The 13,943-nt window shown below is 72.6% G+C and carries 12 protein-coding genes; 2 read left to right on the forward strand and 10 right to left on the reverse strand.

What is annotated here, in order from left to right:
* Window positions 1-3: 3 nt before the first annotated feature.
* The 7 genes from ABZ371_RS07645 to ABZ371_RS07675 form a co-directional block, all read right to left on the reverse strand.
* Window positions 4-1,020 (reverse strand): agmatine deiminase family protein, encoded by a 1,017-nt coding sequence (locus tag ABZ371_RS07645; protein WP_358674958.1) that lies wholly within the window; start codon window positions 1,018-1,020, stop codon window positions 4-6.
* 8 nt (window positions 1,021-1,028) lie between these two features.
* Window positions 1,029-2,711: an urease subunit alpha gene (locus ABZ371_RS07650; RefSeq protein WP_358674961.1), complete on the reverse strand. Its 1,683-nt coding sequence runs from the start codon at window positions 2,709-2,711 to the stop codon at window positions 1,029-1,031.
* Window positions 2,711-3,400, reverse strand: a complete 690-nt coding sequence (ureA, locus tag ABZ371_RS07655; RefSeq protein ID WP_358674963.1) for an urease subunit gamma — start codon at window positions 3,398-3,400, stop codon at window positions 2,711-2,713. The genes ABZ371_RS07650 and ureA overlap by 1 nt, the downstream gene beginning before the upstream one ends.
* Window positions 3,401-3,588: 188 nt before the next feature.
* Window positions 3,589-4,692, reverse strand: coding sequence for a branched-chain amino acid aminotransferase (locus ABZ371_RS07660; protein ID WP_358674966.1), 1,104 nt, complete (start codon window positions 4,690-4,692; stop codon window positions 3,589-3,591).
* Between the two features lie 272 nt (window positions 4,693-4,964).
* Window positions 4,965-6,008 (reverse strand): 3-isopropylmalate dehydrogenase, encoded by a 1,044-nt coding sequence (locus ABZ371_RS07665; RefSeq protein WP_358674969.1) that lies wholly within the window; start codon window positions 6,006-6,008, stop codon window positions 4,965-4,967.
* An 85-nt stretch (window positions 6,009-6,093) separates the two neighbouring features.
* Window positions 6,094-6,222 carry a hypothetical protein gene (locus tag ABZ371_RS07670; RefSeq protein ID WP_358674972.1) on the reverse strand — a complete coding sequence of 43 codons (129 nt, stop codon included), beginning with the start codon at window positions 6,220-6,222 and terminating at the stop codon, window positions 6,094-6,096.
* Window positions 6,223-6,649: 427 nt separating this feature from the next.
* Entirely contained in the window at window positions 6,650-7,249 is a 600-nt protein-coding gene (locus ABZ371_RS07675) for a helix-turn-helix domain-containing protein (RefSeq protein WP_358674975.1), read from the reverse strand.
* Window positions 7,250-7,382: 133 nt separating this feature from the next.
* Here ABZ371_RS07675 and ABZ371_RS07680 point away from each other — a divergent pair, with 133 nt between their 5' ends.
* Window positions 7,383-9,674, forward strand: coding sequence for a glycoside hydrolase family 3 N-terminal domain-containing protein (locus tag ABZ371_RS07680; protein WP_358674978.1), 2,292 nt, complete (start codon window positions 7,383-7,385; stop codon window positions 9,672-9,674).
* Window positions 9,675-9,698: 24 nt separating this feature from the next.
* On the opposite strand, the gene ABZ371_RS07685 is transcribed toward ABZ371_RS07680, so the two are convergent.
* The 3 genes from ABZ371_RS07685 to ABZ371_RS07695 all read right to left on the reverse strand — a co-directional run bounded on the left by ABZ371_RS07685 (window position 9,699) and on the right by ABZ371_RS07695 (window position 12,963).
* Entirely contained in the window at window positions 9,699-10,244 is a 546-nt protein-coding gene (locus ABZ371_RS07685) for an aminoglycoside 2'-N-acetyltransferase (RefSeq protein ID WP_358674980.1), read from the reverse strand.
* Between the two features lie 116 nt (window positions 10,245-10,360).
* A complete protein-coding gene (gene pruA / locus ABZ371_RS07690; RefSeq protein ID WP_358674983.1) occupies window positions 10,361-11,992 on the reverse strand; it encodes an L-glutamate gamma-semialdehyde dehydrogenase in 1,632 nt (543 codons plus the stop codon).
* A gap of 44 nt (window positions 11,993-12,036) precedes the next feature.
* Window positions 12,037-12,963 (reverse strand): proline dehydrogenase family protein, encoded by a 927-nt coding sequence (locus tag ABZ371_RS07695; RefSeq protein ID WP_358674986.1) that lies wholly within the window; start codon window positions 12,961-12,963, stop codon window positions 12,037-12,039.
* 180 nt (window positions 12,964-13,143) lie between these two features.
* Between ABZ371_RS07695 and ABZ371_RS07700 the strand changes: the two genes are divergently transcribed.
* A partial coding sequence (locus ABZ371_RS07700; protein WP_358674988.1) for a PucR family transcriptional regulator occupies window positions 13,144-13,943 on the forward strand: 800 nt, incomplete at its 3' end.

The raw sequence follows: 13,943 nt of genomic DNA on the forward strand, positions 1-13,943 counted from the left end.
GTCTCAGATCCTGGGTTGCTGTTGCGTGATGCAGTGGATGCCTCCACCACCGGCAAAGATCGTACGGGCGTCGACGAGCGTCACCGTACGGTCGGGGAACAGGTCGCCGAGGACGGCCGCCGCCTCGTCGTCCCTCGGGTCGTCGAAGGCGCAGAGGACCACACCGCCGTTGCAGAGGTAGTGGTTGATGTAGGAGTAGTCCGCCCATGCGCCGTCGGGGCCGCGCAGCGTGGTGGGAGCGGGGATCTCCACGACCTCCAGCCGGCGTCCGGCCGCGTCCCTGGCGGCGCGCAGGAGGCGGACCGTCTCCCGGGTGACCTCGTGGTCCGGGTGGGACGGGTCCGGCTGGACGTGTGCGACGACCAGGCCGGGACGGGCGAAGGCGGCCACGATGTCGACATGGCCGAGTGTGCCGTACGTGCCGTAGTCGCCGCTCAGGCCGCGCGGCAGCCAGAGTGCCTTCTCGGTGCCCAGCCGGGCGTGGACCTCCTCCTCGACGGCCTGCCGGCTCCAGCCCGGGTTGCGTTCCCCGCCGAGCTGGACCGTCTCGGTGAGCAGGACGGTGCCCTCACCGTCGACGTGGATCGCGCCGCCCTCGTTGACCAGCGGGGAGCTGTGCACGGGGACGGCGGCGAGTTCGGCGACCGCGCGCGCGATGTGCCGGTCGCGCTCCCAGCGGGCCCAGCCCTGGGCGCCCCAGCCGTTGAACGTCCAGTCGACGGCGGCCAGCCGGCTGCCGTCGGTGACGAAGGTGGGGCCGATGTCGCGCATCCAGGCGTCGTCCAGCGGGCGGACGGCGATCTCGACGTCCGGGCCGAGGAGGGCGCGTGCGCCGTCCTCCTGGCCGGGGCCGGCGATCACGGTGACGGGCTCGAAGCGGCGTACGGCACGGGCGACGGCGGCCCAGGCCCGGCGGGCCCCGTCCAGCTCGGCGTCGGTGGCGAAGGTGGGGTTGGGGCCGGGCCAGGCCATCCAGGTGCGCTCGTGCGGGGCCCACTCGGGCGGCATGCGGAAGGTCATGGCGGGTCCTAGAGGAAGTAGAGGCGGTTGAGGGGGACGGAGTCGGCGGCCGGTGAGCGCAGCGGGTCGCCGTCGAGCGTGACCAGCCCGGTGTCGCCGTCGACGCCGACGCTCCCGGTGCGGGAGTTGAGGCGCAGGTCCGCCGGTCCGATCCCGCGTGTGCCCCGGACGGCGACCCTGCGGCGCCGGGTGGGCATGCGGTCGGCGCCCAGCTGGGTGGCGGCCTCCGCGACGAAGGCGACGGAGAGATCGGCGGCGGTGGCGCCGTGGGCGCCGAACTGCGGCCCGAGGACGAGGGGTTCGCAGGCGTCCGTGGCGGCGTTGGGGTCGCCGGTGACGCCGTACGCGGGGAAGCCGGACTTCAGGACCAGCTGGGGCTTGGCTCCGAAGAACTCCGGACGCCAGAGCACGATGTCGGCGAGCTTCCCGGGCTCGATGGAACCGACCTCGTGCGAGAGGCCGTGCGCGATGGCGGGGTTGACGGTGAGCTTGGCGATGTAGCGCAGCACGCGCGCGTTGTCGTCGCCGGGGCCGTCGCCCTCCAGCGGGCCGAGCTCCGCCTTCATCTTCGCGGCCATGGCGAAGGTGCGGCGCACGGTCTCCCCGGCCCGCCCCATGCCCTGCGCGTCGGAGGAGGTGATCCCGATGGCGCCCAGGTCGTGCAGCACGTCCTCGGCGCCCATCGTGCCCGCCCTGATCCGGTCGCGGGCCATGGCGGCGTCGCCGGGCAGGTCGGTCTTCAGGTCGTGGACGGAGACGATCATGCCGTAGTGCTCGGCGACCGCGTCGCGGCCGAAGGGGAGCGTCGGGTTGGTCGAGGAGCCGATGACGTTCGGGACGCCGGCCATCTTCAGCACGTTGGGGACGTGCCCGCCGCCGCAGCCCTCGATGTGGAAGGCGTGGATCGTACGGCCCTCCAGCACGCGCAGGGTGTCCTCGACGGACAGGCACTCGTTCAGCCCGTCGCTGTGCAGGGCGACCTGGACGTCGTACTCCTCGGCCACCCGCAGCGCGGTGTCCAGGGCGCGGGTGTGGGCGCCCATGTCCTCGTGGACCTTGAAGCCGCAGGCACCGCCCTCGGCGAGTGCCTCGACCAGCGGCGCCTCGTGGGAGGACGAACCACGGCCGAGGAAGCCGATGTTGACGGGCCAGGCGTCGAAGGCGTTGAAGGCGTGGCGCAGCGCCCAGGGCGAGTTGACTCCGACACCCCACACCGGCCCGAACTCCTGGCCGATGATTGTCGTGACCCCGGAGGCCAGCGACGCCTCCATGATGCGCGGGGAGAGCAGGTGGACGTGGGGGTCCACGGCACCCGCCGTGGCGATCAGGCCCTCACCGGAGACGATCGTCGTCCCCGTGCCGACGACCACGTCGACCCCGTCCAGGGTGTCCGGGTTGCCGGCCCGGCCGATCGCGGCGATGCGGCCCTCCCGGATGCCGACCGACACCTTGCGGATGCCCAGCACGGCATCGATGACCAGCACGTTGCTGATGACGACGTCGCAGGTCTCCCGGACGGCGGCGGCCTTCAGGTGCAGGCCGTCGCGGGCCGTCTTGCCGAATCCGGCGAGGAACTCGTCCCCCTGCAGCTGGGCGTCGGACTCCACCCGGACGGTCAGCCCGGAGTCGCCGAGCCTGATCCGGTCGCCGGCGCGCGGGCCGTGCACGGAGGCGTACTCGTACGGGTCCATCAGTTCCCCTCCCCTGCTCCGAGGTAACCGCAGGCAGCCGCTCTGCGCAGCGCCTCCTCCTTCGCACCCGGCGCGTCCAGCGGTCCGTCGACGAGCCCGGCGAAGCCGATCGCGATCCGGTCGCCGCCGATGGGGACGAGGGGCGCCTGAGCGGTCTCCCCGGGGCCGAAGCGGACGGAGGAACCCGCCGGCACGGCCAGCCGCATCCCGTACGCCGCGGCGCGGTCGAAGGCGAGGCGCGGGTTGGCCTCGAAGAAGTGGAAGTGGGACGTCACGCTGACCGGGACGGTCGCGGTGTTGCGGACGGTGAGCCGCAGGGCGGGTCGCGGCTCGGGCACCGCGGAGCCGGGCAGGAGCGCGCCCGGGGCGTCCTCGCCGAGCGAACCGCCGGCCAGGGGGTGGCTGACGACCGCGAGCCGCGAGCCGTCGTCGAACACGGCCTCCACCTGGACCTCGGTGACCACGTCGGCCACACCGGGCAGCACGTCGTCCGGCCCCAGCACGGTGCGGGCGGCCTCGATCGCCTCCGCCAGCCGGCGCCCGTCCCTGGCCGCCTCGCACACGGTGTCCGCGATCAGCGCGGTGGCCTCGGGGACGTTGAGCCGAAGGCCCCGGGCGCGCCGGGCCCGGGCCAGTTCCGCGGCACCGAAGAGCAGCAGCCGATCGCGTTCGGTCGGAGTCAGTCGCACGTCACGCACCTCCTGGTTAGAGCATCACTCTAACCAGGTTCGAGCGGCACTCGAAACCCGGCTACGGCGGACGGTGAGACCGGCCACGGCCGAACCCGGCTGCGGCGAACCCCCGCCACGGCGAGACCCGGCTACGGCGAAGGCCGCGCCCCGGTGCGGGGCGCGGCCTTCGGACGGAGGGGGAACGGCTAGCCGAGCTGGTGCATCCAGCCGTGGGTGTCCTCGGCGATACCGCGCTGGATGTCCAGCAGGCGCTCACGCAGCCGGAGGGTGACCTCGCCGGGCTGACCGTCGCCCTGGACCCACTCGCCGTCCGCGGACTTCACGGTGCCGACGGGGGTGATGACGGCGGCGGTCCCGCAGGCGAAGACCTCGGTCAGGGTGCCCTTCTCGGTGTCGGCGCGCCACTGGTCGATGGAGACGCGGCCCTCCTCGGAGGCGTAACCGAGGTCCCGGGCCACGGTGAGAAGCGAGTCACGGGTGACTCCGGCGAGCAGGGAGCCGGTGAGGGTGGGCGTGACGATCCGCTTGCCGCCGTCCTCGTCCTCGTACACGAAGTAGAGGTTCATGCCACCGAGCTCCTCGACCCACCGGTGCTCGACGGCGTCGAGGTAGGCGACCTGGTCGCAGCCCTTCGCGGCGGCCTCGGCCTGGGCGAGGAGGGAGGCGGCGTAGTTGCCGCCGGTCTTGGCGTCGCCCATGCCGCCGGGGACGGCGCGCACCCGGTCCTGCGAGAGCCAGATGGAGACCGGCTTCACACCGCCGGGGAAGTAGGCGCCTGCGGGAGAGGCGATGACGATGAAGAGGTACTCGTTGGCGGGCCGCACCCCCAGCCCGACCTCGGCGGCGATCATGAAGGGGCGCAGGTAGAGGGACTCCTCGCCACCGTGCGGCGGGACCCACGCCTCGTCCTGCCGGACCAGCGCGTCACAGGCCTCGATGAACGTCTCCACGGGGAGCTCGGGCATCGCGAGCCGGGCGGCGGACCGCTGGAAGCGCGCGGCGTTGGCCTCCGGGCGGAAGGTGGCGACCGTGCCGTCGGGCCGGCGGTAGGCCTTGAGCCCCTCGAAGATCTCCTGCGCGTAGTGCAGGGTCATGTTGGCCGGGTCGAGCGACAGCGGACCGTACGGCACGAGCTGGGCGTCGTGCCAGCCCCGGCCCTCGGTCCAGCTGATCGTCACCATGTGATCGGTGAAGTGCCGGCCGAATCCGGGGTTGGCCAGGACCGCCTCGCGCTCCGCGTCCGACAGCGGGTGCGAGGAGGGCTTGAGCTCGATCGTGGGCGTCGTCATGAGTGCGTGTCCTTCACCGGTCTTGTGTGTGATGGACCGCGCTCACGCCCGCTCCCGTCCGACTCGTATCGGCCAGGTCGTAGGACGTCCGAGCTCTACCGCGAGCCACGGCCCCGCGTTCGATTATCGCCCGGGGGAGGCTCTGCACGAAATGGCACGTTTGCGGGGCGTGAGAAAACACGGTCCAGGGGTCGATGGTGGCACCCGGGGACCGCATGGTGAAGCCGCCGGGTGCGGATGCGACCCGGCGGCTTCGATGTGGAGGCGTCGGGTCAGCTCGCTACGCGTACCGCGAGCGCGTCGCCGATCTCGTCGGTGGAGCGGGCGGCGGCCCCGTCGCGCTCCGCGAGGTCGGCGGAGACGGCCTCCTCGATGCGGACCGCCTCGGCCTCGTAGCCGAGGTGGCGCAGCAGGAGGGCGACGGAGAGGATCGTGGCGGTCGGGTCGGCCTTGCCCTGGCCCGCGATGTCGGGCGCGGTGCCGTGGACGGGCTCGAACATGGACGGGAAGGCGCCCGTCGGGTTGATGTTGCCGGACGCGGCCAGGCCGATGCCGCCGGTCACGGCGGCGGCGAGGTCGGTGAGGATGTCACCGAAGAGGTTGTCCGTGACGATGACGTCGAAGCGCTCGGGCTGGGTGACGAAGAAGATCGTCGCCGCGTCGACGTGCAGGTAGTCGGTGGTGACCTCGGGGAACTCGGCCGCGACCCTGTCGAAGGTGTTCTTCCACAGGTGACCGGCGTACACGAGGACGTTGTTCTTGTGGACCAGCGTCAGCTTCCTGCGCGGCCGGGCGGCGGCACGCGCGAAGGCGTCACGCACGACGCGCTCCACACCGTGGGCGGTGTTGACGCTGACCTCGGTGGCGATCTCGTGCTCCGTACCCGTACGGAGGGAACCGCCGTTGCCCGTGTACGGGCCCTCGGTGCCCTCGCGGACGACGACGAAGTCGATCTCGGGGCGGCCGGCCAGGGGTGTGGCGGTGTTCGGGAAGAGCTTCGACGGCCTCAGGTTGATGAAGTGGTCGAAGGCGAAGCGCAGCTTCAGCAACAGCCCGCGCTCGAGCACGCCCGAGGGCACGGACGGGTCACCGATGGCACCGAGGAGGATGGCGTCGTGGCCCTTGAGGGCCTCGAGTTCCGCGTCCGGGAGGGTTTCACCGGTGCGGTGCCATCGCTGGGCGCCGAGGTCGTACTCCTTGGTCTCCAGCTTCACATCCTGCGGGAGAACAGCGTTGAGGACCTTCAGGCCCTGGGTCACGACCTCCTGGCCGATACCGTCACCTGGGATCACTGCGAGATTGATGCTGCGAGACATGGAGGCACCCTAGTACTCGTCCCACCACATGACATGCGGCGTCCAACATGCGGACCGCCGGCGCTGTCGGGGGCGGGACCGGCGGTCAGTGGCCCGTGGATCCGCCGTTGTCCCGGCGGTCGAGCGCCCGCTGCAGGGCGGCGGCCGCGTTCTTGCGCTCGGACTCGGCGGAACGCGGGGTGTGACGGACGCGGCGGACAGTGGTCTCGGCCATGGGGGATCGACTCCTTGAGATCGCGTGGACGCGGGATCGGGACTCCGCGTGGGCGTGGCGCCGCGGCCGCGAAGGCCCGGATCGTGATGTCGAGGCGCCGGAGGGGGCGGGGAGCCGGTGCCGCAGGGATTGCCTGCTTCGGGGCACACGCACTACCGCCGGTCGCTGGATACGCGCATCGTCCGGCTCCTACAAAGCTAGGACAGCGGGAGCCATCTGTCTCCACAGATACTCGGACTTCCTACTATCTGAGACGGCCGCCACCCTCGGGCCCCCCGGACGCGGTGCACCACCGCCCGGACGGCGGCCCCGGCGCTGTGGCGAGGGCGGGTGGGGCGGGACGGCCGGAACGAGGCGGTCAGAGGGGACTGCCGGAGCCGGTCGGCCGGAACGAGGCGGCCGGAGCGGGCCGCTCGGGGCGGGATCGTCAGAGCGGGACGGTCAGCTGCGCCTGGACGTGCGCCCGCAGGACGCCCGCCATGTCCGTCACCCCGACCCCGAGGAGCCACTGCACCTGCAATCCGTCCATCAGCGCGATCAGCTGCCGCCCCGCCGCGTCCGGGGCGACGCCGGGCCGCAGCGCGCCGTCCGCCCGCGCCTGGGCGTAGGCGAGTTCCGCCCCGGCCACCGAATCGCGGTAGCGCCGTACGAAGTACGCGTGCGCCGGGTGGTCGGCCGCGGTCGCCTCGGTGGAGACGACCGAGAACAGCTCGACGATCCCGCGCCTGGTGGTGTTCAGGGCCGCCAGATCGGCGTACCTGCGCAACCGGTCCACCCCGGCGGTCCCACCGAGCGAGAGCCACTCGCCGTCCACCTCGTCACGGTGTTCGAGCACCGCGAGCAGCAGGGACTCCTTGGTCGGGAAGTGGTGCAGCAGACCCGGGTGCGAGATCCCGCACCGGCTCGCGATCGTCCGCAGGGAGGCACCCCGGTAGCCCGCCTCGCCGAACAGGGCCATGGCCTGGTCGAGGATCTCGCGACGCCTCGCGCGGCCCTTCGCGTAGCCGCGCCGCGCTTCGGCCTCCACCCGCCACTCCCCCGGTCGTGTCAGCCGGCGTGTCCGTCGGCACAGCAGTCAGACTGACACATCCGAAGATACCTACCAAGTGGTCGGGATTGACTCTATGGTGGACCGGAACCGTGTCGCGAAAGGACCCCCCGTGTCCCCCTCCCTGCCCTACCTCGACCCCGCGCTGCCCGTCGCCGAGCGGGTCGACGACCTCCTCGGCCGCATGACTCCGGCCGAGAAGACCGGCCAGATGCTCCAGCTCAACGCCAAGGACGGAGTACGGCACCTCGTCGAGGACCTGCACGTGGGGTCGATCCTCCACGCCGCGCCCGAGAGGGTCCTGGAGGCGGCGGCGCTCACGGAGAGGACCCGTCTGCGCATCCCGCTGCTGGTCGCCGAGGACTGCATCCACGGCCACTCCTTCTGGGAGGGCGCCACCATCTACCCCACCCAGCTCGGCCTGGCCGCCACCTGGGACGCCGGTCTCGTGGAGCGCGTCGCCAGGGCCACGGCCGTCGAGGTCGCGGCGACCGGAGTCCACTGGACCTTCTCGCCGGTGCTCTGCATCACCCGGGACCTGCGCTGGGGCCGGGTCAGCGAGACGTTCGGCGAGGACCCCTTCCTCATCGGCGAACTCGGCTCGGCGATGGTGCGCGGCTACCAGGGCGAGGGCCTCGACGACCCGACGGCCGTCCTCGCCTGCGCCAAGCACTTCGCCGGCTACTCCGAGACGCAGGGCGGCCGGGACGCGAGCGAGGCCGACATCTCACGGCGCAAGCTGCGCTCCTGGTTCCTGCCCCCCTTCGAGCGGGTCGCCCGCGAGGGCTGCCGCACCTTCATGCTCGGCTACCAGTCCATGGACGGGGTGCCCGTCACGGTCAACGACTGGCTCCTGAACGAGGTGCTGCGCGGCGAGTGGGGGTACACCGGCACGCTGGTCACGGACTGGGACAACGTCGGCCGCATGGTGTGGGAGCAGCGGATCTACGGCGACTACACCCAGGCCTCCGCCGCCGCCGTCCGGGCGGGCAACGACATGGTGATGACGACGCCGAAGTTCTTCGAGGGGGCGCAGGAGGCGATCGCGCGGGGCCTGCTCGCGGAGGCCGACATCGACGCGGCCGTCCGGCGGATCCTGACCCTCAAGTTCGAGCTCGGCCTGTTCGAGAACCCGCGCCACCCGGACGCCGCCCGGCAGGCCGCGGTCATCGGCAGCACCGCCCACACCGAGCTGAACCTGGAGGCCGCCCGCCGCTCGCTGGTGCTGCTCACCAACGACGGCACCCTGCCGCTGGCCGGCGGCCTGCGGCCGGGGGGCGACGGCCGCGCCGTCGCGGACCCCGGCGGCGCACCCCGGACCGTCGCCGTCATCGGGCCCAACGCCGACGACGCGCAGACCCAGCTCGGCGACTGGGCCGGCTCCTCCGGTCAGGCGGACTGGCTGCCCGACGGCCACCCGCGCCCCATGATCCGCACGGTGCTCGACGGCTTCCGCGAGCACGTCCCGGCCGGCTGGACCGTCACCTACGCGCGCGGCGCCGAGATCCTCGGCGTGGGGCCCGACCCGGAGGGCGCGTTCTTCCCCGACGGACAGCCCCGCCCCGACATCGTCGTCCCCGCGGAGCCGTCCGAGGAGCTGATCCGGGAAGCGGTCGCGGCCGCCGGGGCCGCCGACCACGTCGTCGCCGTCGTGGGCGACCGCATCGAGCTGATCGGCGAGGGACGCTCGACCGCGACCCTGGAACTCGTCGGCGGCCAGGTCGCCCTGCTCGACGCGCTCGCCGCGACGGGCAAGCCGCTCGTCGTCGTGGTCATCAGCTCGAAACCGCTCGTCCTTCCCCCCTCGGCGCTCGGCGCGGCGGCGATCGTGCACGCCTTCAACCCGGGCATGCAGGGCGGCCGGGCCGTCGCCGAGCTGCTGCTGGGGCTCGTCGAACCGACGGGACGGCTGCCCCTCTCCTTCGCCCGTCACGCCGGCCAGCAGCCGACGTACTACAACCAGATCCGCGGCCAGCACGGCACCCGTTACGCCGACCTCACCCAGCGTCCGGCGTTCGTGTTCGGCGAGGGCCTGAGCTACACCACCGTCACGTACACGGACCTGGACGTGCTCACCCCGTCCGTCGGGCCGGACGACACGGTCCGCGCACACGTCACCGTCCGCAACACCGGCACCCGCCCGGCCCTCGAGACGGTGCAGGTGTACGTCAGCGACACCGTGACGTCCGTGACGTGGGCGGAGAAGGAGCTGAAGGCCTACCGGCAGGTGCCGCTCGCCCCGGGCGAGGAACGCCGGGTCGCGCTGGAGCTCCCGGTGTCCGCCTGCACCCTGGTGGACGCAGGGGGCGAGCGGGTCGTCGAACCGGGCGCCTTCGAGCTGCTCGTGGGGCCGTCCTCCCGGGACGACGCCCTGCTGCGGGCCGGTTTCACCGTGAAGGGCTGAGCGGGCGCTCGTCGCCGCGGGGGGTCACAGCACGTCGCCGTCACGCCAGTCGAAGACCAGCGGGTGGGACGGCGGGGGCAGCAGCCGTCCGGGCACCGGCCGCACGTACGTGCCGCCCTCCTCCCCGGGCAGGGGAACGGTCCCGTCCGGCCCGAGGGCGGCGATCCGGCCGGGCCAGACCTGCCAGCCGCGCGCCGCGTACAGCGGGGCCCCGGCGGCGGAGGCGGACAGCGCCCCGAAGGCGTAGGCACCGTCCAGGACCTCTTCGAGTGCGTCCATCACCTGGCCGCCGAGCCCCTCGCGGAGGCGGCCGGCGCGGACGGCGACGGCCTCGACGTAGCCGATCCGGTAGGAGCGGTGGTCGTGGACCACCCGGCGCTGGATCACGCTGCCGTGGGCCAGGAGGCCGTCCGCGCCGGCCACCCAGGCGTGGACGCCGCCCAGGGTGTGGTCCCAGTCGTCGTCGCCGAAGTCCCCGTCGAAGGCGGTGTCCAGGAAGGCGCGGATCCCCGCGAGGTCCGCCGGGGTCAGCTCGTAGGTGTGCGCGCGCCGCACGCGTGGCTCGGTCATGCGCCCAGCCTGGCGCGTTCCGCCGGCCGGCGGAACGCGGACCGCCCCCCGGCCGGCGGGGGGAGCCGGTCGGGGGGCGGAGCCGGAAGGGGGCGCCGCGCACGGCACCCGGGGCGTCAGCCCTGGTGGGGGTAGGTGTACTCGGTCGGCGGGACCAGCGTCTCCTTGATCGCGCGGGTCAGCGTCCAGCGCTGCAGGTTCTGCGGGGCGCCCGCCTTGTCGTTGGTGCCGGAGGCACGGCCGCCGCCGAAGGGCTGCTGGCCGACGACGGCACCGGTCGACTTGTCGTTGATGTAGAAGTTGCCCGCGGCGTAGCGGAGCTTGTCCATCGTGTACGCGGCCGCGGCGCGGTCGTTGGAGATCACCGCGCCGGTCAGCGCGTAGTCGGACACCGACTCCATCTGCTCCAGCATGCCGTCGTACTTCTCGTCCTCGTAGACGTGGACGGCGAGGATCGGCCCGAAGTACTCGGTCGTGAAGACCTCGTTGGCCGGGTCGTCGCACACGATGACCGTCGGGCGGACGAAGTAGCCGACGGAGTCGTCGTACGTCCCGCCCGCGACGATCGTGCAGGACGGGTCGGCCGCGGCGCGGTCGATGGCGGCCTTGTTCTTGGCGAACGAGCGGGCGTCGATGACGGCGCCCATGAAGTTCGACAGGTCGGTGACGTCACCCATGGTGATGGAGTCGACCTCGGCCGTGAACTCCTCCTTGAAACCGGAGTTCCAGATGGAGGCCGGGATGTACGCGCGGGAGGACGCCGAGCACTTCTGGCCCTGGTACTCGAACGAGCCGCGGGTCAGAGCCGTCTTCAGGACGGCACGGTCGGCGCTCGGGTGGGCGACGACGAAGTCCTTGCCACCGGTCTCGCCGACGAGCCGCGGGTAGGTGCGGTAGTTGGCGATGTTGTTGCCGACGGTCTTCCACAGGTGCTGGAAGGTGGGCGTCGAGCCGGTGAAGTGGATGCCCGCCAGGTCGCGGTGGTTCAGCGCCACCTCGGAGACGGCGATGCCGTCGCCGGTGACGAGGTTGATGACGCCCTTGGGCAGCCCGGCCTCCTCCAGCAGCCGCATCAGCAGCACGGCGGCGTGGGTCTGCGTCGGGGACGGCTTCCACACCACCACGTTGCCCATGAGGGCGGGCGCGGTCGGCAGGTTGGCGGCGATGGCCGAGAAGTTGAACGGCGTGATCGCGTAGACGAAGCCCTCGAGCGGGCGGTGGTCCATGCGGTTCCACACGCCGGGCGAGTTGGCCGGGGGCTGCTCGGCGAGGATCTGGCGGGCGTAGTGCACGTTGAAGCGCCAGAAGTCGACGAGCTCGCACGGGCAGTCGATCTCGGCCTGCTGGGCGGTCTTGCCCTGGCCGAGCATCGTGGAGGCGGCGAGCGTCTCGCGCCAGGGGCCGGAGAGCAGCTCGGCGGCGCGCAGGATGATCGCGGCGCGGTCGTCGAAGGACATGGCCCGCCAGGCCGGAGCGGCGGCGAGGGCCGCGTCGACGGCGTCCTGGGCGTCCTGCTCGGTGGCACCGGCGAAGGTGCCGATGACGGCCTTGTGGTTGTGCGGCTGCACGACGTCGACGCGCTCGCCGCCGCCCATGCGCTTCTCGCCGCCGATGGTCATCGGGAGCTCGATGGGGTTCTCGGCGAGCTCCTTGAGCTTCGCCTCCAGCCGGGCCCGCTCCGGGGTGCCGGGGGCGTATCCGTGGACCGGCTCGTTGACCGGCGCGGGAACCTGGGTGACAGCATCCATGAGTGCCTTGTCTCCTTGGTTGAGGTGGGTGGTCGGCCGGGCGGTCAGCCCTTGGTGACGACGGAGCGGGCGAAGAAGAGGAGGTTGGCCGGCTTCTCCGCGAGGCGGCGCATGAAGTATCCGTACCAGTCGGTGCCGTACGCGGTGTAGACGCGCATCCGGTGGCCCTCGGCCGCGAGCCGGACGTGCTCGTCGCTGCGGATGCCGTACAGCATCTGGAACTCGTACTCGTCCAGTTTGCGCCCTGCCTGGCGGGCGAGCTCCTGGCCGATCGCGATGAGCCGCGGGTCGTGGGAGCCGATCATCGGGTAGCCGTCGCCCAGCATGAGCGTCTTCAGGACGCGGACGTAGGCCTTGTCGATCTCCGCCTTGTCCTGGTAGGCGACGGAGGCGGGCTCCTTGTACGCGCCCTTCACGAGCCTGACCCGGCTGCCGGCGGCGGCGAGGCGGCGGGCGTCGTCCTCGGTGCGGAACAGGTAGGACTGGATCACGCACCCGGTCTGCGGGAAGTCCTTCCGCAGCTCCTCGTGGATGGCGAACATCGAGTCGAGGGTGGTGTGGTCCTCCGCGTCCAGGGTGACCGTGGTGCCGATCCCGGCGGCGGCCTCGACGACGGGGCGGATGTTGCCGAGGGCGAGCTCGTGGCCGCCCTCCAGCGACTGGCCGAACATCGAGAGCTTGACCGACATCTCGGCCCGGGTGCCGAGACCGAGCTCCTCCAGGCGGCCGACGAGCTCGAGGTAGGCGTCGCGCGCGGCGGCCGCCTGCTCGGGGGTGGTGATGTCCTCACCCACGACGTCCAGGGTGACCTCGAGGCCCTTGGCGGCCGCGTCCTGGACGACCGGGACGACCTCGTCGACCGTCTCGCCGGCGATGAACCGGCCGACGACCTGCTTGGTGCCCGGGGCGGCCGAGACGAAGCGGCGCATGGTGTCGCTGCGGGACGCGGCGAGAATCACGGGACCCAGCACGGGGCACCTCCACGGATGAGTACGGACGAGGCCGGACCGGGCGCTGTAGGCGCGGGCCGGGACGGCACGGAGAACCACTGTGAAATCTAGGGACCGTCCCCGCCGCGTGCCATCGACACCTGTCACGCATCCGTGGCCGCCACCTCAGACATTTGTCTGAAGGGGTGCGAGAATGGCCGGGTGAAGGGCGATTACCAGGAGCTGGTGGACGAGATCTCCGCGCTGCTCGGCGCCCCGGCCACGCTGGAGAACCGCGATTTCGGCCTGGTCGCCTTCGGGGCCCACGACAGCGACGACGACACCGCCATGGACCCCGTGCGCACCCGCTCGATCCTCACCCGGCGCTCGACCCCGGCGGTCCGAGCCTGGTTCGAGGGCTTCGGCATCACGCGCGCGACCGGCCCGGTCCGCATCCCGGCCGCGCCGGAGGCCGGTGTGTACCGGGACCGCGTCTGCCTCCCGGTACGCCATCGGGGTGTCGTCCTGGGCTACGTGTGGCTGCTCGACACGCACCCCGGTCCGACGCACGGGCAGCTCGCCGCGGCGATGGAGGTGGCGGCCCGGATCGGGGCGCTCCTCTTCGACGAGACCCGGGCGGGCGCGGACCTCTCCCGGGAGTTCGGCTCGGCGCTCACCGCCGGCCGGGGGCGGCAGCGTGAGACGGCGCTGGCCGCGCTGCGTGAGGCGCTCGGACCGGACGCGGACGGGCTGCACACCGTCGTGTGCGTGACCCCGTGGCCCGACGAGCCCCCACCGGCGGGCACCGTCCCCTCGGCCGCGGCCCTGACGGCGGTCGCCGGGGAGGGCCCCCGCTCCCTGGCCGCGCTGATCAGGCTGCGTGCCCCCGACGCGCTGGACCCCGCGACGACGGCGGCGGAGCGGCTGCGCGCCGCCGCGGGCGCGGGCGCGGCCGGCGGGGTGGCGGCGGCCCGCCGGGGGCTGGCCGAGCTGGCCGACTCCTGGCACGAAGCCCTGTCGGC

The sequence above is a fragment of the Streptomyces sp. NPDC005899 genome (assembly GCF_040629645.1).
Taxonomy (GTDB): Bacteria; Actinomycetota; Actinomycetes; order Streptomycetales; family Streptomycetaceae; genus Streptomyces.

Bases quoted from the DNA above. Each gene is read 5' to 3' on its own strand.
- ABZ371_RS07645 (WP_358674958.1), bottom strand. From the start codon at position 1,020: ATGACCTTCCGCATGCCGCCCGAGTGGGCCCCGCACGAGCGCACCTGG.
- ABZ371_RS07660 (WP_358674966.1), bottom strand. From the start codon at position 4,692: ATGACGACGCCCACGATCGAGCTCAAGCCCTCCTCGCACCCGCTGTCG.
- pruA (WP_358674983.1), bottom strand. From the start codon at position 11,992: ATGGATGCTGTCACCCAGGTTCCCGCGCCGGTCAACGAGCCGGTCCAC.
- ABZ371_RS07650 (WP_358674961.1), bottom strand. From the start codon at position 2,711: ATGGACCCGTACGAGTACGCCTCCGTGCACGGCCCGCGCGCCGGCGAC.
- ABZ371_RS07685 (WP_358674980.1), bottom strand. From the start codon at position 10,244: ATGACCGAGCCACGCGTGCGGCGCGCGCACACCTACGAGCTGACCCCG.
- ABZ371_RS07665 (WP_358674969.1), bottom strand. From the start codon at position 6,008: ATGTCTCGCAGCATCAATCTCGCAGTGATCCCAGGTGACGGTATCGGC.
- ABZ371_RS07670 (WP_358674972.1), bottom strand. From the start codon at position 6,222: ATGGCCGAGACCACTGTCCGCCGCGTCCGTCACACCCCGCGTTCCGCC.